Source organism: Neorhizobium galegae (assembly GCF_017877135.1).
Taxonomy (GTDB): Bacteria; Pseudomonadota; Alphaproteobacteria; order Rhizobiales; family Rhizobiaceae; genus Neorhizobium; species Neorhizobium galegae_A.
This window is the reverse complement of record NZ_JAGIPH010000001.1, coordinates 1,262,542-1,281,484: the sequence shown is the minus strand read 5'-3', so window position 1 is coordinate 1,281,484 and position 18,943 is coordinate 1,262,542. Positions and strand designations below refer to the sequence as shown.

The 18,943-nt window shown below is 62.3% G+C and carries 20 protein-coding genes; 5 read left to right on the top strand and 15 right to left on the bottom strand.

The annotated features are described in order from the left end of the window. Positions 1-82: 82 nt before the first annotated feature. From J2858_RS24230 to infC, 8 genes are all read right to left on the bottom strand, one after another. Positions 83-208, bottom strand: coding sequence for a hypothetical protein (locus J2858_RS24230; RefSeq protein ID WP_281067715.1), 126 nt, complete (start codon positions 206-208; stop codon positions 83-85). An 801-nt stretch (positions 209-1,009) separates the two neighbouring features. Further along, positions 1,010-3,436, bottom strand: a complete 2,427-nt coding sequence (gene pheT / locus J2858_RS06280; RefSeq protein WP_210103839.1) for a phenylalanine--tRNA ligase subunit beta — start codon at positions 3,434-3,436, stop codon at positions 1,010-1,012. 239 nt (positions 3,437-3,675) lie between these two features. Continuing rightward, positions 3,676-3,951 (bottom strand): DUF2442 domain-containing protein, encoded by a 276-nt coding sequence (locus J2858_RS06275; RefSeq protein ID WP_210103838.1) that lies wholly within the window; start codon positions 3,949-3,951, stop codon positions 3,676-3,678. Beyond that, positions 3,926-4,168 (bottom strand): DUF4160 domain-containing protein, encoded by a 243-nt coding sequence (locus J2858_RS06270; protein WP_210103837.1) that lies wholly within the window; start codon positions 4,166-4,168, stop codon positions 3,926-3,928. The genes J2858_RS06275 and J2858_RS06270 overlap by 26 nt, the downstream gene beginning before the upstream one ends. Before the next feature lie 5 nt (positions 4,169-4,173). Then, positions 4,174-5,259, bottom strand: coding sequence for a phenylalanine--tRNA ligase subunit alpha (gene pheS, locus J2858_RS06265; RefSeq protein ID WP_210103836.1), 1,086 nt, complete (start codon positions 5,257-5,259; stop codon positions 4,174-4,176). A 142-nt stretch (positions 5,260-5,401) separates the two neighbouring features. Then, entirely contained in the window at positions 5,402-5,806 is a 405-nt protein-coding gene (rplT, locus tag J2858_RS06260; protein WP_210103835.1) for a 50S ribosomal protein L20, read from the bottom strand. Positions 5,807-5,845: 39 nt separating this feature from the next. Beyond that, positions 5,846-6,049, bottom strand: a complete 204-nt coding sequence (rpmI, locus tag J2858_RS06255) for a 50S ribosomal protein L35 (protein ID WP_037079683.1) — start codon at positions 6,047-6,049, stop codon at positions 5,846-5,848. Between the two features lie 238 nt (positions 6,050-6,287). After that, the gene (infC, locus tag J2858_RS06250; RefSeq protein ID WP_210104159.1) at positions 6,288-6,824 is read right to left on the bottom strand and encodes a translation initiation factor IF-3; all 537 of its coding nucleotides are present in this window, start codon (positions 6,822-6,824) and stop codon (positions 6,288-6,290) included. A 183-nt stretch (positions 6,825-7,007) separates the two neighbouring features. Here infC and J2858_RS06245 point away from each other — a divergent pair, with 183 nt between their 5' ends. Next, positions 7,008-7,805 (top strand): alpha/beta hydrolase, encoded by a 798-nt coding sequence (locus tag J2858_RS06245; RefSeq protein WP_210103834.1) that lies wholly within the window; start codon positions 7,008-7,010, stop codon positions 7,803-7,805. 235 nt (positions 7,806-8,040) lie between these two features. After that, entirely contained in the window at positions 8,041-8,607 is a 567-nt protein-coding gene (locus tag J2858_RS06240) for a transglutaminase-like cysteine peptidase (RefSeq protein WP_432443276.1), read from the top strand. Between the two features lie 407 nt (positions 8,608-9,014). Here J2858_RS06240 and J2858_RS06235 read toward each other — a convergent pair whose 3' ends face one another. Continuing rightward, a complete protein-coding gene (locus J2858_RS06235; RefSeq protein ID WP_210103832.1) occupies positions 9,015-10,010 on the bottom strand; it encodes an aldo/keto reductase in 996 nt (331 codons plus the stop codon). A gap of 131 nt (positions 10,011-10,141) precedes the next feature. Here J2858_RS06235 and J2858_RS06230 point away from each other — a divergent pair, with 131 nt between their 5' ends. Further along, positions 10,142-11,032: a LysR family transcriptional regulator gene (locus J2858_RS06230; RefSeq protein WP_210103831.1), complete on the top strand. Its 891-nt coding sequence runs from the start codon at positions 10,142-10,144 to the stop codon at positions 11,030-11,032. 9 nt (positions 11,033-11,041) lie between these two features. Here the strand turns inward: J2858_RS06230 and J2858_RS06225 are convergent, their stop codons facing one another. From J2858_RS06225 to J2858_RS06210, 4 genes are all read right to left on the bottom strand, one after another. Next, complete coding sequence (locus J2858_RS06225) at positions 11,042-11,491, bottom strand: GNAT family N-acetyltransferase (RefSeq protein WP_210103830.1); 450 nt, start codon at positions 11,489-11,491, stop codon at positions 11,042-11,044. After that, positions 11,488-12,438 (bottom strand): aldo/keto reductase, encoded by a 951-nt coding sequence (locus tag J2858_RS06220; protein WP_210103829.1) that lies wholly within the window; start codon positions 12,436-12,438, stop codon positions 11,488-11,490. Before J2858_RS06220 ends, J2858_RS06225 begins: the two co-directional genes overlap by 4 nt. Positions 12,439-12,535: 97 nt before the next feature. Further along, positions 12,536-13,522 (bottom strand): GlxA family transcriptional regulator, encoded by a 987-nt coding sequence (locus J2858_RS06215; protein WP_210103828.1) that lies wholly within the window; start codon positions 13,520-13,522, stop codon positions 12,536-12,538. Then, positions 13,519-14,073, bottom strand: coding sequence for an isochorismatase family protein (locus tag J2858_RS06210; protein WP_210103827.1), 555 nt, complete (start codon positions 14,071-14,073; stop codon positions 13,519-13,521). The genes J2858_RS06215 and J2858_RS06210 overlap by 4 nt, the downstream gene beginning before the upstream one ends. 261 nt (positions 14,074-14,334) lie before the next feature. Here J2858_RS06210 and J2858_RS06205 point away from each other — a divergent pair, with 261 nt between their 5' ends. After that, a complete protein-coding gene (locus J2858_RS06205; RefSeq protein ID WP_210103826.1) occupies positions 14,335-15,321 on the top strand; it encodes a Gfo/Idh/MocA family protein in 987 nt (328 codons plus the stop codon). Between the two features lie 153 nt (positions 15,322-15,474). Here the strand turns inward: J2858_RS06205 and J2858_RS06200 are convergent, their stop codons facing one another. Next, the gene (locus tag J2858_RS06200; RefSeq protein ID WP_210103825.1) at positions 15,475-15,873 is read right to left on the bottom strand and encodes a GtrA family protein; all 399 of its coding nucleotides are present in this window, start codon (positions 15,871-15,873) and stop codon (positions 15,475-15,477) included. Next, on the bottom strand, positions 15,870-16,877 hold the full coding sequence (locus J2858_RS06195) for a glycosyltransferase (RefSeq protein ID WP_210103824.1): 1,008 nt from the start codon (positions 16,875-16,877) through the stop codon (positions 15,870-15,872). Before J2858_RS06195 ends, J2858_RS06200 begins: the two co-directional genes overlap by 4 nt. A 179-nt stretch (positions 16,878-17,056) precedes the next feature. Between J2858_RS06195 and J2858_RS06190 the strand changes: the two genes are divergently transcribed. Further along, entirely contained in the window at positions 17,057-18,922 is a 1,866-nt protein-coding gene (locus J2858_RS06190; protein WP_245365552.1) for a hypothetical protein, read from the top strand. The last annotated feature ends 21 nt before the right edge of the window (positions 18,923-18,943 follow it).

Sequence of the window (18,943 nt, the reverse complement as noted above, 5' to 3'; positions counted from 1 at the left end):
AGCGCAGACGGCACTGCTCTGACTCCTGGCTCCAAGGCAAGGCGGTGCCGGCAGGCGGATGAGGGGGCATTCGCCGCCGCTTCTACGGCTGGCGGGTCTTGTTATTCTTCTTTTCCTGATCGCGATGCCACTTGATGGCGAAGAACATGCCGATCCCGAGCACGAGAATCTTGAGCGGGAAGAAGACGATAGGAAACCAATCCCACATTTTTATATTCCGGGCTGTTCGTTGACATTGTCGACTTTAAGGGGACCCTTACCGCGATACGGTACGATGAGACATCAGCCATGTTGACGCAGACGAGGTCGTAATCGCGCAACTGCGCTGCTAGCTACGGCTCGTTTAAAAAATCTCCATCACAATTTCCTCATCCCCCACAACCTTACTTACAATGGCTCCGTCTCGCAGCGGATACACCAGAAGGCGTTCTGGCGATGCGGGGCCGGCGCGGGATGTGAGGGTCAGACGCAAAACCTCATGCACCGGGTTCGCGGAAACTGGTCTCCCTCCGGCGACACGGGGGAAATGGCAGGCCCCGGACAGGTCCTTGCCGTTTCCTGTTCGATAAATCGCGCCGGGCGTGTCTGTGCGGCACACAGGGGGGCAGGAGGTTTTTCGGGTTCGTCGCCCGCTGTCCGCTCCCGGCTTTCGGGAGTGCGGCGATGGCAAAGCCTAAGAAATCACCTGTCAGGCAGAGGGACCCCACGAGCGAGCAGAAACCGCTGAACGGGGCGCTGAAAGGTGTCACTTCTATAAAATTCATACGAGGCAGCCTTCAGCCCCCGGTCCGCCTATCGTTGAAACACGGGTTTTGCTGCCGCGTGGCCGCTCGCCCATGGCTCTTTACGAATCTTGGATCCGCATGTCCGTTCTTTGATAGCTTCTGAAACGAAGGGCAGATTGCGGGCCGCGGTGCCGCATGAAAACGCCCCTCTCTTGCGGGCAAGAAAGGGGCGCGAAGAGAACGGAGCCGCCATTCGGGAACGGCAGTTCGTTTTGCGGAAAACCTCAGGCGCGCAAAATGCCGCCGGTCGATTTTTCAACGTTTGCGACGATCTTTTTCGTCAGCGCATCAAAATCCTCGTCCGTCAGCGTCTTGTCGACGGGCTGGATCAGCACTTCGATGGCGATCGACTTCTTGTTTTCGCCGAGCGAAGCCCCCTCGAACACGTCGAAGACGGAAACGCCGGTCACCAGCTTGCGGTCGGCGGTGGTGGCGGCCTTGATGAGGGCGCCGGCCTCCACGGTGCGATCCACCACAAAGGCGAAATCGCGCTTCACCATCTGGAAGGGCGAAAGATCAAGCGCCGGCTTGGTGCGGGTCGCCTTCTTCTTCGGCTCCGGCATAGCGTCGAGATAGACCTCGAAGCCGCACAGCGCGCCGGTCACGTCCAGCGCCGACAGCGTATTGGGGTGGAACTCCCCGAAATGGCCGAGCACCACTTTCGGGCCCATCTTGATCGTGCCGGACCGGCCCGGGTGATACCAGGCAGGGCCGCCCTGCTCCACCTGCACATTAGCCATCGGCAGGCCGCAGGCCTCGATCACGGCGAGCGCATCGGCCTTGGCATCATAGACATCGACCGGCTTGCCGCCCCCCTTTGCCGCATTCGACCAGGATTTGCCGGCACCGGCAAGCGAGGCCGTGCCGCGGCGGATGCCGCCGGCCACACGCCGCTGGGCCTCCGGCGTGTCGCCCTCATAGGTGCCGGAGACCTCGAAGATCGCCACATCGCCAAAGCCCTTGTCGGCATTGCGCTGAGCCGCCGTCAAAAGCCCCGGCAGAAGCGAGGGGCGCATGTCCGACATGTCGGCGGCAATCGGGTTCACCAGTTTCAGCGAAGGCTTGCCGCCGCCGAACAGCTTTGCCTGGTCTTCCGGAATGAAGGACCAGGTGACGGCTTCCAGCATGCCGCGCGAAGCAAGCGCGCGCTTGGCCGTACGGGTGCGGATCTGCAGCGTCGTCAGGATGCGGCCGTTGACGGCGCCCTGGTGTTCCAGCGGTGCAGGCAGGATCTTGTCGACGCCGTGGATGCGCATCACCTCCTCGACGAGGTCCGCCTTGCCATCCACATCCGGGCGCCAGGAGGGCACGGCAACGGTGGCACGTTCCTCATTGCCCGAGACGATCTCGAAGCCGAGCGCGGTCAGGATCGTGCGGCTCTCCTCGACGGAGACGTCAAGCCCCGTCAGGCGCTTCACCTCGGAGAAGGGAAACTCGACATGGCGGGCGTCATAGCCCTTGTAGCCGGCCACTTTCGCCTTGGCGGCGGTGCCGCCGCAAAGCTCCAGTACCAGCTGCGTCGTGCGCTCCAGCCCCGGCATCATGTAGTTCGGATCGACGCCGCGTTCGAAACGGTAGCGCGCATCGGTGATGATGCCGAGCGCCCGGCCGGATTTGGCGATGTTGATCGGGTCCCAGAGCGCCGATTCGATCAGCACGTCCACGGTGTTCTCGTCGCAGCCGGAATGCTCGCCGCCCATGATGCCGCCGATGGATTCGACGCCCTTATCATCGGCAATCACCACATTCGATGGTGACAGCGTGTAGGTGCGGGTGTCGAGCGCCAGAATCTCCTCGCCGTCTTTTGCCCGGCGCACAGTGAGGTTGCCCGAAACCTTGGCGGCATCGAAGACATGCATCGGCCGGCCCTGGTCGAAGGTCATGTAATTGGTGATGTCGACCAGCGCATTGATCGGACGAAGGCCGATCGCTTTGAGCCGCTGCTGCATCCAGGCCGGGCTCGGGCCGTTTTTCACGCCGCGCACGAGGCGCAGCGCAAAGCCGGGGCAGAGCTTTTCATCGTCAAGATCGATCACGACCTCCACCGGTGTTTCGCCGGATACGGAAAAATCGGGCGCCTTCGGCTGCTTCAGCGTGCCAAGGCCGGAGGCGGCGAGATCGCGCGCGATCCCGAAAATGCTCGTGCAATCCGGACGGTTCGGCGTCAGGTTGATCTCGATCATCGGGTCGTCGAGACCGGCATAAGCGGCAAAAGGCGTGCCGACCGGCGCATCGGCCGGCAGGTCGATGATGCCGTCATGATTGTCCGACATGTTCAGCTCCTTTTCGGAGCACATCATGCCATGGCTTTCGACACCGCGGATATTGCCGACGGCAAGCGTGACATCGAGACCCGGCACATAGGTGCCCGGCTGCGCCAGCGCACCGACAAGGCCCGCCCGCGCATTCGGCGCACCGCAGACAACCTGCACTGGCTTTTCACCGCCGGCATCCACCATCAACACCTTCAGCCGGTCGGCGGACGGATGCTTTTCGGCCGAGAGGACCTTGGCAATGACGAAGGGCCAGTAGGCCGCCTTGTCATCGACATCCTCGACTTCGAGACCGATCGCCGTCAGGCGCTCGCAAACCTCATCGAGCGTCGCGTCGGTTTCCAGATGTTCCTTCAGCCAGGAGAGCGTGAATTTCATGGGTATTTTCCACCATTACCAGAGCGCAATTCGCGGTCAGCGCCTGTGCTATTTAAAACGTGAAAGGCAACATCTTTCGAAGTTTGCCCGCAGTGATCTTTTTGGCTCAAAGCAACCGTTACACAGCGCCATCTCGAGCTTGGGCGTTTTCGGCACTTGCGTCAGAACCCGGATCGGCTGACAGGCGGTATTGTCGAAACAAGAAGAGAAACCCGCTTGAGCAGTGACATGGAAGGATCCTAGGCCGCCTTGTCCGGAGCCTTGGCCTTGGGGTACTTCCAACCCGCCAACATGCCGCGCACAGACAGATCCTCATCGACATCCGGCCAATGAACACCTGCCACCATCAACTCGACATTGTTGCGTTCCGCTGGCGTTGCCGCGTAAAGGCTCGGATACCACCACAACGGCGTGACCACCTCGCGTCCATCGGCAAGGCGGACATGGACGTTATGCAGATCGCACCATGCTTCCACCGGACGTTCGTTCTCAGGATACAGACTTGGCGAATTCATCCCATGCCTCCACAAATTGCCCGTGGTGATCATTTACGACGTCCATGATACGCTTCAGATCTCCGGTGTTGAAGCCCTTCGCTTCGACCAGTTCGATCGGCTCGAGCCAGATCTTTGCCGTCCCCCCGTGACCGGTGACATGAATGTGCCGGGGCTCGTTCATGTCAAAACCGTAGAAGTGGAAACGGAAACCGTATTTGCGAAGGACCGTCGGCATCTCGTTTAAGCGCTCAGACCGCCGAACAGCGTCGGCATGTCGAGCGGGCGGAAACCGTAATGGCTCATCCAGCGCACGTCGGCGTTGAAGAAGTCGCGCAGGTCCGGCATGCCGTATTTCAGCATGGCGATGCGGTCGAGGCCCATGCCCCAGGCAAAGCCTTGGTATTCATCGGGATCGAGGCCGACGGCGCGCAGCACGTTCGGGTGTACCATGCCGCAGCCGAGGATTTCCATCCAGTCGGTGCCCTCGCCGAACTTGACGATCGGGCCGGACGAGCGGTCGCACTGGATGTCCACCTCGAAGCTCGGCTCAGTGAAGGGGAAGAAGGACGGGCGGAAGCGCATGGTGACGTTGTCCACCTCGAAGAAGGCCTTGCAGAATTCTTCGAGAACCCAGCGGATATTGCCGACATGGCTCTTTTTGTCGATGACGAGGCCTTCGACCTGATGGAACATCGGCGAATGGGTGGCGTCGCTGTCCTGGCGATAGGTCTTGCCGGGAATGACGATGCGGATCGGCGGCTTCTGGGTTTCCATGGTGCGCACCTGCACGGGCGAGGTATGGGTGCGCAGAACCTTGCGCTCGCCATTCTCGTCCGGCTGGAAAAAGAAGGTGTCGTGCATCTCGCGGGCCGGATGGCCTTCGGGGAAATTGAGCGCGGTGAAATTGTAATAGTCGGTCTCGATATCGGGACCTTCCGCGATGGAAAAGCCCATGTCGGCAAAGATCGCGGTGATTTCATCGACGATCTGGCTGATCGGATGGATACGGCCGCGCTCGGCCGGCGAGGAGCGCACCGGCAGCGTCACGTCGAGCGTTTCAGCGGCAAGACGGGCGTTGATCGCGGCATCGCGAAGCACGGCCTTGCGGGCGGCTAGCGCTTCCGTCACCTCGGTCTTCAGCGCATTGATCGCCGCGCCGCGGGTCTGGCGCTCGTCCGGGGTCATGGTGCCCAGCGTCTTGAGGAGCTCGGATACGGATCCCTTCTTGCCAAGGGCTGCCACGCGCACCGCCTCGATGGCCGGCTCGTCGGCGGCAGCGGCGATATCGGCAAGAAGCGAGGTCTTCAGGTTTTCCAGATCGGACATGATGGTTTCCGTGTGAAGATCGGGTAGGTTTGGCCAAAGCCAGCCGGACGCGCGACGGCGAATAAAACGTGAAAAACCCGCGCCAGCCCAGACCAGCGCGGGTTTCCCAAATCAGTGAAGCAATAAGCTTGGGAAGCGCTGGTTACTTGACCGCGCTTTCAAACTCGTTGGTGGTGCCGGCTTCCTTCAGGTATTCGAGAGCCTTCTTGGAGGCTTCGACCAGCGCGCCGAAAGCGGCCGGCTCATGGATGGCGAGGTCGGAGAGAACCTTGCGGTCCACTTCGATGCCAGCCTTGTTCAGGCCGTCGATGAAGCGGCCGTAGGTCAGGCCGAATTCGCGAACGGCAGCGTTGATACGCTGGATCCACAGAGCGCGGAAATTGCGCTTCTTGACCTTGCGGTCGCGGGTGGCGAACTGGCGCGAACGATCCACGGCCGCCTTTGCGGCGCGGATGGTGTTCTTGCGGCGGCCGTAGAAGCCCTTGGCTGCCTTGAGGGTCTTGGTGTGCTTGGCGCGAGAGGTTACGCCACGTTTTACGCGTGCCATGTCATGATCTCCTTAACTGATCCAAAAAGCGAAAGGGTCTCAGAGACCGTTCGGCAGGTAGTTCTTGATGACCTTCTTGCCATCCGGTTCGGCCAGAACCATCGTGCCGCGTGCGTCACGAATGAACTTGTTGGACCGCTTGATCATGCCGTGGCGCTTGCCGGCGGCAGCCGCAACGACCTTGCCGGTCGCCGTGATCTTGAACCGCTTCTTGGCCGCGGATTTCGTCTTCATCTTGGGCATTTTGCTACTCCATATCTTGTATCGAACCCCGCTGACGAAAGGCGGGCTTCAAGCTCTTCTGGAACGGCCACGGCATGCCCTGCCGGGCCGTTCGGACGCGCGCTTATACCGGCAGGCGGTCAAAAGCGCAATGGGGAAAGATAAGGCATAAAAGGTTCAGCGAACGAAGGGCAGGAACCCCTCGTGCGAACCGTGATCCGCGAAAGCCCTGCCGGTCGGGCCAGGGCAAGTGCCGGCCTCAGCGAGGGGCCAGCACCATCATCATCTGGCGGCCTTCGAGCTTCGGCTCGGCTTCCACCTTGGCAATCGTTGCCGTGTCGTCCTTGACCTGAAGCAGAAGCTTCATGCCCAGTTCCTGGTGCGCCATTTCGCGGCCGCGGAAACGCAGCGTGACGCGAACCTTGTCGCCGTCTTCGAAGAAACGCAGGATCGACTTCATCTTCACCTCATAGTCATGGGTGTCGATGTTCGGGCGCATCTTGATTTCTTTGATTTCGACGATCTTCTGCTTCTTGCGCGCTTCGGCCGCCTTCTTCTGGTTGGCGTATTTCAGCTTGCCAAGGTCGAGGATCTTGCACACCGGTGGATCATTGTTGGGCGAAATCTCGACCAGGTCGAGACCGGCCTCTTCCGCCATCCTGAGAGCCTGATCGGTCGGCACGGGGCCGAGGTTTTCGCCCTCTGCGTTGATCAGCTGAACGCGAGGTACGCGGATTTCCCGGTTGGAGCGCGGCCCGTCCTTGACTGGAGCGTCGGCTTTGAAAGGTCTGCGAATGGTCGTATTCTCCTCGAATTATTTCGAAATGCAGCGGCGCACATCGGCGCCTGGCGCGATTGCGGGTCAATGTCGTCAACGCTGCGGCGAAGTCAATAGCATAATCCGCGCAGGAAATCACCTGCTGTCGCCTTTTCGCGAATCTGTTTTATAGAAGGCGGAAAAGCCTTCAAGGAGAATGCCATGACAGACGACACGCCACCGGCCGGACTTTCCCGTATCGAGGTCGGCGTAGACGGCGACAGCCGCTCGATTGCCATGCTCATCCGGCCCGCGGCAGACGGCGTGGATGGACCCGTGCTCGTCTGGCTTGGCGGCTACCGCTCCGACATGACCGGCACCAAGGCGGTCGAGATGGATGCGCTCGCTGGCGAACTCGGCCTTGCAGCACTGCGGCTTGACTATTCCGGCCATGGCCAGTCGGGTGGCGAATTCCGCAAGGGCACGATCAGCCGCTGGCTGGAGGAAAGCCTTGCGGCCATCGCGACCCTTGCGGCGCGCGAGATCATCCTTGTCGGCTCCTCCATGGGGGGCTGGATTGCGCTGAGGGCCGTGGCGGAGCTGAAGCGGAGCCCCGCGGCGCCAAAGGTTCGCGGCATGGTTCTCATCGCACCGGCTCCCGATTTCACCAGCGCCCTGATCGAACCGGCGCTTGGGGAGGCCGAACGCCGGTCTCTGGAAGAGCGCGGCTATTTCGAGGAACATTCGGAATACAGCCCGGAACCGAACATCTTTACCCGCGACCTCATCGAGGACGGGCGACAGAACCGGGTGCTGACCGGCATCATCGAAACCGGCTGCCCGGTTCACATCTTGCAGGGCATGCAGGATACGGATGTGCCCTATCGTCATGCACTGACGCTGGTTGAACACCTGCCTGCCGACGACGTGGTGCTGACGCTGGTGCGCGACGGCGACCACCGCCTGTCACGCCCGCAGGATATCGAGCGGATGCGCGCCGCCATCAAGGCGCTGGTCTGAGACCTTCAAGCTTAACATGCAGAGGAGGGCGGTGCGGTTCGCCGCGCCGTCGCTCGTCCATAAGCTGCGACTGAAAAGCCGCAATCTTAACCATAAACGCAGAGCCCCGCTGTTAAGACTCTGTTCATAATTGACACCCCCGCCTTCCCGGCCTTAACCTTTTGTTAGGATTTAGAGGGACGGGTCCATGATGAATGCCCTGAAAGCGCGCCACATTGCGCTGCTGCTCATTGCCATGTTTGCGCCGGCGACCGCAGCCGTTCCGGCGCCGCAGCCCACCTTGCATATGGTGACGGGCAACATCACCTCGCAGCCGATCGGCCATTACGAATTCTGTCAGCTGCACAAGGACGAGTGCAACATCCGCTTTGCCTCCTCGCCACCGCCGAAAGTCACCGACTATGGCTGGCAGATGATCCACGAGGTCAACAGCTCGGTTAATTCCCGCATCACCGCCCGCACCGACATGGAAGTCTATGGCCGGGAAGAAGTGTGGGCCTATCCGGTCGATGCCGGCGACTGCGAGGATTATGTCCTGCAGAAGCGCAAGGAACTGTCCGAGCGCGGCTTTTCGCTCGCCGACCTGCTGATCACCGTCGTACGCAAGCCCGATGGCGAAGGTCATGCGGTACTGACGGTGCGCACCTCCGAAGGCGACTTCATCCTCGACAACCTGACGGACGACGTGAAGATCTGGACCCAGACGCCCTATACCTACCTGAAGCGTCAGGCCTCGTTCAACACGGGCCGCTGGGTCACCATCGAGGACGGCCGCGAAATCGTGGTCGGCGCCGTCCGCTGAATTTTCCACCCGATACCTGAGACGACATGGCCGGCGTGATGCCGGCCATTTTCGTTGGGCTGCAAGGGGTTGTCGGAGCAGAGAACGCGGCAAAAGCTCGGGCTGCTCACAAAGTCAAGACGTAGACAAGAGCAGGATCCTCTTCGCCTTTTCCCCCTCTCCCCGCCAAGCGGGGAGAGGGCTGGGGTGAGGGTCGATACACCATTGAAAGCTGGGCAAATCAGCCCCTCATCCCGCTGCCGCGACCTTCTCCCCGTTGAAACGGGGCGAAGGGCCTTCGCGGCCACCCATCACGCCAAAGCTTAAAGTGAGGAAGGCTTGTCAGCAGTCTGATCCTCCTCACAAGGGAAGGCCATAACATGCCGCACCGCTTCTACGGCCTACTGGCCACGTCCTCCCGCCTCATTCTACCGGTTGGCCATTTTCGCCATCGATTCCGGGTAGCGCGCGCCTTTGACCTTGTCGGGCGACAGGAGATCGCCGAGCTGCTTCACCTCGTCCGGCGAGAGCTTGATATCGGCGGCGGCGACGTTCTTTTCGAGATTGGCGATCTTGGTGGTGCCGGGGATGGGCACGATGAAATCGCCCTGCGCCAGAACCCAGGCGAGCGCCAGCTGGCCGGCCGTGGTGTTCTTGTCCGCGGCCATCTGTTCCAGCGCCGAGACAAGCGCCAGGTTGGCATCAAAGTTTTCCGCCTGAAAACGCGGCAGGCCGCGGCGGAAATCCGTATCGGAGAGGCCGTCGAGGTTTTTCAGCGCCCCGGTGAGGGCGCCGCGGCCGAGCGGCGAGAAGGGGACAAAGCCGATGCCTAGCTCGCGGCAGGTGGCCAGCACGCCGTTTTCCTCCGGATCGCGCGTCCACAGTGAATATTCGCTCTGGATGGCGGCAATCGGGTGGGTGGCATGGGCGCGGCGAAGGGTTTCGGCGCTGGCTTCAGACAGGCCGAGTGCCCGCACCTTGCCGGCCTTGACGAGATCGGCCATGGCGCCGACGGTTTCTTCAATCGCCACATCGGGATCGACGCGGTGCTGGTAGAAGAGATCGATCACCTCGACGCCGAGGCGTTTCAGGGAGGCTTCGGCAACGGCGCGGACATTTTCCGGCCGGCTGTCGGTGCCGGAGGGGCGGGCGGCCTTGGCGTCGTCACCGATGGTGAAGCCGAACTTGGTGGCGATCTGCACCCGGTCGCGGTAGGATTTCAGCCCCTTGCCGACGAGAATTTCATTCGTATAGGGGCCGTAGACTTCGGCCGTATCAAACAGCGTGACGCCCAGTTCGACGGCGCGGGCAAGCGTGGCGAGCGCGCCGGTTTCATCGGCCACCGGGCTATAGGCATGGGTCATGCCCATGCAGCCAAGGCCAAGGGCGGAAACATTGAGCGTTCCAAGTGTGCGGGTGTGCATGGGATCTCCTTGAGGGGTCATTGAGACAGGCGCGGCGCGGCGAAGGCGCCGTCGTAGAGATCAATCTAGGGCGTTCGGGCATCGGTGAAAACCGCTGCAATTGGGCGCGGGCTGTTCTATAGGATAGAACAATGAACCGTATCCAGTTGTCTCAAATGGCCGTTTTCGCAGCCGTTGCCGAAGCCCAGAGCTTTCGCAAGGCGGCGGCCGATCTTGGCATTGCGCCGTCCGCCGTCAGTCATGCGGTCTCGGCGCTGGAAGAAAGCCTTGGCGTGCGCCTGTTGCAGCGCACGACACGGTCTGTTGCGCCAACCCAGGAAGGGCGGCTTTTGATCGCAGCCCTTTCGCCGGCGCTTTCGGATATCGATGCGGCGATGCGGGCCCTGTCTGAGCGCAGCGAACGGCCGGCCGGGCCGCTGAAGATCACCATGCCGATGCTGGCGGCTGACGAGATCGTGGCGCCGCGGATCGGCGCGTTTCTGGCGCTTTATCCGGACATCGAGCTGGAGATACGCACCGACGACCGTTTCGAGGACATCGTCCAGCAGGAATGCGATGCAGGCCTGCGGCTCGGCGAGCATCTGCAGGCAGACATGATTGCCGTGCGCGCAAGCGGCCCCTGGCAGGGCGTCATCGTCGGGTCGCCGGGTTATTTCGAACAGCATCCGGTGCCGCAGCATCCGCGCGATCTCGTTGACCACCGCTGCATCCGGCGCCGGTTTGCCAGCGGCCGCGTCTATCGCTGGGAGCTGGAAAAGGATGGCAAGCCGGTGGTGGTGAACGTGGATGGTCCGCTGATCCTGCCGGACCAGCGGTTGATGCGCCGCGCCGCCTGCGACGGCGTCGGGCTGGCCTTCCTGTTTGATCCGGCCGTCGAGACCGATATTGCCGAGGGACGGCTGGTGCGGGTGCTTGAAGCGTGGTGCCCGCCCTTCGACGGGTTCTACATCTACTATCCCTCGCGCCGGCAGATGCGCCCGTCGCTGCGCGCCTTCATCGATTTCTTCCGCTTTCGGGGCTGATGGTCGGGCTCAGAGCTTGATCCGGTAACGCACATGTCCATCGGAGGCGACGAAGCTGTCATAAAGCTTGCGCGCGGTGACATTGCCCTCGTCGGTGTGCCAGTAGAGGCGCGCCCAGCCGTGTTTGCGGCAGATCGCCACCAGATCCTCCATCAGCGCGCGGCCGATGCCACGGCCGCGAAATGTCGCGTCGAGGAACAGGTCTTCGAGATAGCAATCCGGGGCCTTCACCCAGGTGGAATCGTGAAAGTGGTGGATGGCGAAGCCGGCAAGCTGCCCCTCCACCTCCGCCACGCGCATGGCAACACGCGAGGCGGGATCGAGAATGCGCGACCAGGTGTAATCGGTCACGTCATCGGCGAGCGTCACCTTGTAGAAGGCGAGATAATCCGCCCAGAGTTTTCTCCAGGCGGCTTCGTCTTGCGCGGTTGCGTCGCGCACCACAACCGGTGTGCTCATGCGCCGGCCTCGGTGAGGCGGGCCATCTGCGCGTCGGACAGGGTAAGCGTGCCGGCGGCGGTCATCGCCGTCAGCTGCTCGAGGCTGGTGGCCGAGGCGATCGGGGCGGTGATGCCGGGGCGGGCGGCGACCCAGGCGATGGCAACGGTTGCCATGCTGGTGCCGGTTTCGCGGGCCACCTCGTCGAGTGCTGCAAGCACGCTTTCCCCGCGCGGATTAAGATAATCGCCGACGCGCCCGCCGCGCGCTTTGCCGGCGGCATCTTCCACCTTGCGGTACTTGCCGGTGAGGAAGCCGGCGGCCAGCGCATAATAGCTGATGACGCCGATGTTTTCCGCGATGCAGAGATCGGCGATCGGGCCTTCGAACTTCTGGCGGGTGTAGAGATTATATTCCGGCTGCAGCACATCGAACCGCGGCAGGCCGGATTTTTCGGCGGCATCGAGAGAGGCCTTCAGCTGGCCCGCGTCATAGTTGGAGCAGCCGATGGCGCGGATCTTTCCGGCATCCTTCAGCTTGGAAAAGGCTTCCAGCGTTTCCTCGACAGGCGTTGCCGTGTCCGGCTTGTGGGCGAGGTAAAGGTCGATGTAATCGGTGTCGAGACGCTTCAGCGAGGCCTCTACCGCTTCTGCGATCCAGCCTTTCGACAGGCCGGTCTTCTGGCCCTTGTTGTCGAAGCCGACCTTGGTGACGATGACCGCCTTGTCACGCGAAACGCTGCCGCGTTTCAGCCACTTGCCGATGATGGTTTCGCTTTCGCCGCCGACATGGCTGTCCACCCAGGCGGAATAAACGTCGGCCGTATCGATCGTGTTGTAGCCGGCGTCGAAGAAGGCATCGAGCAGGTCGAACGAGGTCTTTTCGTCCGCCGTCCAGCCGAAGACATTGCCGCCGAAGACGACGGGGGCGATGGTAAGGCCGGTTCGGCCGAGCGGGCGCAACTGCATGGGAGACCTCGTGGGTTAAGGGGATGGGTGACCTCGATATGGGGTTAACCTAGGGTCCCGGGAAGGCTTGCGCCATTCAAATTCCGTGATGGGTCGATCAGCAGGCTGCGCGGTGGAGGCTCGGCGGATCGGCATGGTGCTGGCGCCAGACACGGCGCAGGTGCCGTGCGGAGGAAAAGCCGCAGCGGGCTGCGACATTTTCAAGATCGAGCCGTGTCTGGGAAATGAGATCGCGCGCCAGCGCCACCCGCATCTGGTTGACGTAATCGATCAGCGACAGGCCGGCATGCTCGCGAAACAGCCGCGACAGGTGCCGCTCGCTCAGATGCGCGACAGCCGTCAGGCGGGCAACCGGCCAGTCGGCGGCGGGATCGGCCATGATGGCATCCTGCACCTGATGAATGGCCGGGTGGACATGGTTGCGGCCCGAAAGCCAGGGCGAAATCTGCGGATCGCTCCCGTTCCGGCGCAGGTAGATCACCATCTTGCGGGCGGCCGCCAGTGCCACCGGTGCAGACGTCATCTTCGCCACGATATGCAGCATCAGATCGATGCCGGTTGCAATGCCGGCGCTGGAAAAGCAGCGGCCATCCTCGACGTAAAGCCGGTTTTCCAGCACCTGCGCGGTGGGTGCCAGGCGGCGAAGTTCGGCAATGCAATCGGCATGGGTGGTGCAGTGGCGCCCTTCCATTAGCCCCGCCTCTGCCACCAGAAGGGCGCCGGAACAGATGCTGGCAATGCGGGTGTCGGGGCGCACGGCATCGCGCATCCAGCGCGCCAGTCTTGCGCGCTCCGCCGCCATCGCCAGCTTTTCCTCCCCTTCTGTTGCGCCCGAGACCACCAGGAGCGTATCGGCTTCCAGCGTCTGCGGCAGCGGTTCCAGACCATCGAGCATGAGGCCGATCGAGGTTGTCTGGCGCGGGCTCGCCGAGACGTAGCGGCAGTCGAAGCGGATGCCGTTCTGGTGCTGGTTGGCATATCGCAGGACCTCCATCGGCCCTGCGATATCCAGAAGCAGCGCCTGCGGCGGCACCACGATCACCACCGGAACATTTTGGGGCGAGGCAGTGCCGGCAAGGCTCATGCGCGGGCCCCGTCGCCCAAGAGGGCTTCTTCGACGGTTGCGATGCGGGCAAAGCGGTCCTTCAGCACCATGGCCGTGTGGCGGCGGATATCCTCCGGCGAATGGACGTTTCCGGCGTCATCGGTCATCGGGAAGGTCAGCGTTGCCTCTGCCACATAGGTGACGGCAAAGCCGAGATCGGAGGCATGGCGGGTGGTGGTTTCGCAGCATTGTTCGGTGCGGATGCCGGAGACAATGAGATTGCGGATGCCGTGTTCTGTCAGCCAGACGTCGAGGCCAGTGCCGACCATGGCGGAATGGCGATGCTTTTCAAAGATCCGGGTCGGCGCGATGGTGACGCCGTCCAGCGTGCGCACATGGCCGCTTTCCTTCGAAAAGTCGCCGCTGTCTGCAAGGTGAAAGATCTGCAGCACGGGGATGCCGCGGGCCGTGGCTCCGTCGATCAGCGCCTGCTGGCGCTCCAGATAACGCGGCACATCGGCCGCATCCCAGTAAGGGCGATGCGGGAAGGATTGCTGCACGTCGATGACGAGAAGGGCGGTATCGGACATTTTCTGTTCTCCGGTTTGTGAAGATAGCACGAAGATAGCCGTTTGACCAAAAGGCAAAAGCAAGCCTTCGGACGAAGAGCGGACATTTTCGGCCATTCATGGTGACGCCCGGTGCTGGTGCCGAGGCGATGGCGCGAGCCGGAAAAGCGCCTGGCATTGAGGGGTCGAAAACGCTCCGCCTGCAAAAACTCCGATAAATTTGCTGCGCAGACGAAAGGGACATGCGCTAGGGTGCCGCCGCACAATGATCAGGAGGAACTCATGTTGCGTTTTGGTATTCTTTCCACCGCCAAGATCGGTCGCGATGCCGTGGTGCCGGCCATTCAGGATGCGGAAAACTGCGTGGTGAGCGCCATTGCCAGCCGCGATTTTTCCCGCGCACGCGAAATGGCGGATCGGTTTTCGGTGCCGCATGCCTTTGGCTCCTACGAGGAGATGCTGGCGTCCGACGTGATCGATGCGGTCTATATTCCGCTGCCGACCAGCCAGCATGTGGAATGGTCGCTGAAGGCGGCCGCGGCCGGCAAGCATGTGCTGTGCGAAAAGCCGATTTCGCTGAAGGCCGACGAGATCGACCAACTGATCGCGGCGCGCGACCGCCATGGCGTGCTGATTGCCGAAGCCTTCATGGTGACCTATGCACCGGTGTGGCTGAAGGTGCGCGAGCTTTTGGCCTCCGGCGCCATCGGCCGGCTGCGCCACGTGCAGGGCGCGTTCACCTATTTCAACCGCGATCCGTCCAATATGCGCAACATTCCAGAACTTGGTGGCGGCGGCCTGCCGGATATCGGCGTCTACCCGACGATTACCACGCGCTTCTCCACGGGCCGCGAGCCGATCCGGGTGCAGGCGACGACGGAGCGCGACAAGGAATTCGGCACCGACATCTATTCGACCGTAAAGGCCGATTTCGGCGATTTCGACCTCACCTTCTACATCTCCACCCAGCTTGCGGCGCGCCAGCTGATGGTGTTCCACGGCACCGATGGCTTTATCGAGGTGAAATCGCCGTTCAATGCCGACCGCTGGGGGGCTGAGGAGGTGGAACTTACCGACCAGAAGCATGGCCGTTCGGAAATCTTCCGCTTTCCCGACAGCCGCCAGTATCGGCGCCAGGCGGAAGCCTTTGCGAAAAAGGCGTTGGGCGGGGATGCCGAGGTCGTGTCGCTTGAAAGCTCGGCCGCGAACCAGCGCTTCATCGATGCCATCTACCGGGCAAGCGAGAAGGATGGGTGGGAAACCGTCTGATGACAAAGTCTATCCCATAATTCTCTCTGGCGGGCTGCAAATGGCAATTTCTGCTTGTCCGGTACTCACCTACCTTTCAATACGCTCCGCTCCGATTCTCGAAATCACCATTTTCGCCGCGCCAGACAGAATTCTTGAACAGCCTTTCAAGGCTTAATCCTCTTTCGCGGTCCCGTTGCGGTGGCGAAAGACGAAGCGGGAATAGCCGAAGAAGGAATAGAGCGTGGCGGCGGCGGACGACAGCACCACCGCCGCCACGGGCTGGATCATCGGCAGGCGGTGGATAAGCGCCGCATAGATCCCGTAATTCAGAACGGCAGACGTTGCGCCGACGGCCCAGTAGCGAAAACCTTCTGCCGCCAGCGAATGCGGCGAGCGGCCAAAGGTGAAGGTGCGGTTGAACACCCAGGTGAAGGAGAGGGCGGCGGCAATCGCCGGCATGCGCGCCGCAAAGGGACTGAAGCCTGCACCGGCAATCAGCAGATGGGTAAGGCCCGCGTCGATGACGAAGCCAAAGCCGCCGGCCACCAGGAACCTAACAGGCCTTTTCACGCACGCCGCTTTCGTTTGAGCGCGATGGCGGGCGGGAGGTCGGCAGCCGCTGGCGGGTTCATGTCAAAGGTAAGGTGGGGCGCACTCAGATAATGCAGGCGCAGCAATTCGTTGCGTCCACGCGCCACGCTGTCCAGCACCACGCCGGCCGTCAGAGACATGGCCGAGACGCCGGCAAACGCAAGCGACAGAACCCAGGTCGGCAGGCGCGGCACGAGGCCCGTCTGAAGATAATCGGCGAGAACCGGCACGGCGAGCGCAAGGCCTGCCAGCATCAGGAGAAGCGCCAGGCCGCCGAACAGCGCAAAGGGGCGGGTTTCCTTGAGCAGCATGGCAAACATAAGAAGGATGCGCGCGCCATCGCCAAGCGTCGATAGTTTCGAGGCAGATCCCTCCAGCCGCCGTCCATAATCGAGCGGCAGTTCGCAGACCGGCATTTTCAGGCGAAAGGCGTGCACCGACATTTCCGTCTCCACTTCGAACCCGTCGGAGACGGCAGGAAAGCTTTTGACGAAGCGGCGGGAAAAGGCGCGGTAGCCGGAAAAGATATCGGTGAAACCGTCTGCGAACAGGCGCCGGTAAAGATGGTTGAACAGGCGGTTGCCAAGGGCGTGGCCGTGGCGTCCGGCCGTGTCGGACAGGTCCCGGCGGGTGCCGACGACCATGTCGGCGCGTTCGGTAATCAGGGTGCGGATAAGGTCTTCCGCATCGTCAGGCCCATAGGTGCCGTCACCATCGGCCATCAGGTAGATATCGGCATCGATATCGGCAAACATGCGGCGCACCACATGGCCCTTGCCCTGGCGGCGTTCGCGCAGCACCTCGGCGCCGGCAAGCATGGCCAGAAGTGCCGTGCCATCGGTGGAATTGTTGTCATAGACGTAGATGCGCGCCTCCGGCAGGGCCGAACGGAAGCCGCGCACCACCGCTGCAATCGACGGCGCCTCGTTATAGCAGGGAAGAAGCACGGCAATCCTGCGATGGCCGGCGGCAAAACTGTCCATGGATGTCACTCGGCGACACATCAATCCTTGAGCGCGGTGCCGGCACGCCTGACTTTACTATTTCTTGATAAGGTTAAGGCTAGGTTTCGCCGCAACGGGCAATCCGGCGAAAGCCCCTCAGGGCGGCGTTATGCCTCTGCTCAAAAAGGCCTCGCGCGGCCGCCAGCGGGATGAGACAGATGACGAAGACCACGCGCGGCGGCATGACAGAGGCCCGCAAACATGCCGGCACCGGTACCGGGCAGTCCGGCCCCTGGCAGCAGTTCTTTCCCTCGCTGATGGCCTATGCCGTGGTGGTGGTTGCCGCCATCGCGGTTATGGGCAGCGGCGCCGATTATGTCGGGCCGGACAATGACGATGTGATGCGTCTTGTCGAGGTGCGGGATTTTCTGGCCGGCCAAGGCTGGTTCGATCTCAAGCAATACCGGCTTGGGCTTGACGGCGGCACGCTGATGCACTGGTCGCGGCTTGTGGACTTGGCCATTGCGGGCCTTGTCCGGCTGTTCCAGATCGCGGGTGAGACGCAGGAGCGCGCCGAGGCGCTGGCGCTTGCCGTTTGGCCGCTTTTAATGGCTGTGCTGTTCATGGTGGCGGCGGGGCTTGGCGGGCGCAGGCTCGGCGGGGCCGCCACCATGCATATCGCCTTCGGGCTTGCGGCGCTCTCGGTCTTTACCTCGCTCAAATTCCATCCCGGCGCGATCGACCACCACAATATCCAGATGGTGGTGATGATGTTTCTGACGGCCTCGCTGGTGGAGCGGCGCGAAGGGCCAAGCCATGCGATTGCCGGCTGTCTTGCGGCGCTCGCCATGGCCATCGGCGCCGAGACACTGCCGCTGGTGGCAGTCGCCTGTGCCTGCGTTGCCGTACAATGGGCGGTTCACGGGACGGCGTTTTCCCGAAAGGCCGGGCAGTTCGGCCTGTCGCTGGCGATCTCGATCAGCCTCTTCTTTTTCGCGACCGTGCCGCCTTCGACCTATCGGGTGGTCACCTGCGATAACCTGTCTCTCGGCTTCTACGCGCTGGCAGCCGTCGGCGGCGGCGGGCTGTTTCTTCTGGCCCGTTTCGGGGAACGCGCCGGGGTGTTCGGCCGCGTGCTGCTGCTTGGCCTGCTTGCCCTCATAGTTCTCGGTACGGCCATGTTGATTGCGCCCGACTGCCTGGCAAGCCCGCTTGCCGGCCTTGATCCGATGCTGCAGGAGCTCTGGCTGAGCAAGGTCAGCGAGGCGCAGCCGGTTCTGTCGCAGATCCGCCTGGCGCCTGAGGCGGCGGGCGGCTTTTATGCCGTCGGCCTGTTTGCCATTGCCGTCTGCATTTTTCGCGCGCTGGATTTTCGCGGCGAGGATGCCGCCCGCGTGGAGCAGCACATGCTTCTCGGCGCACTCCTTGTGGCAGCTCTTGCCGTGGCGCTGATCCAGGTGCGAGGCGCCTATTTCTCCAATGCGCTGGCCATCCTGCCGCTGTCCCTCCTCATCAACGATTTGCGCCGGATGTCCCATGCCGAGCCGGAAAACATGAATGCCGGCTTTGCCTATATCGTTACCGTGCTCGCCTCGGTGCCGGTGGTGTGGTTCTTTGCCGGTATTGTCGGAGCGCGCGGCCTTGAGGCTTCGCTCAGCATGAATGCGCTGACGCAGGCAGCCACACCGATGCAGGCGGAAAACGGCTGCCGGAGCGAGGCAGACATGGCGCTGTTGAAGCGTCTGCCGGCCCGCACGGTGGCGGCCCCCTCCGACAGCGGTGCGGCCATCCTGCGCTTCACGCATCACCGGGTGCTGTCGGCGCCTTACCATCGCAACCAGGCGGGCATGCTGACGGAACTGCATATCGGGCTTGCGACGCCTGCGGAGGCCAAGGCCTTCCTCGATGGGGCGAATGTGGCGATCATCGCATTCTGCCCGGCGGATCCGCAGACGCGCGATTTGATCCGGCTGAAGCCGGACGGGCTCTATGCGCATCTGGCACGCGGGGATCTGCCGGATTACCTGCGGCCGGTGGCGGCCGCGATGACGGGTTTTCAGCTTTACGTGGTGCGTCCACGCTGACGCATGCATTTGCCGACCGCT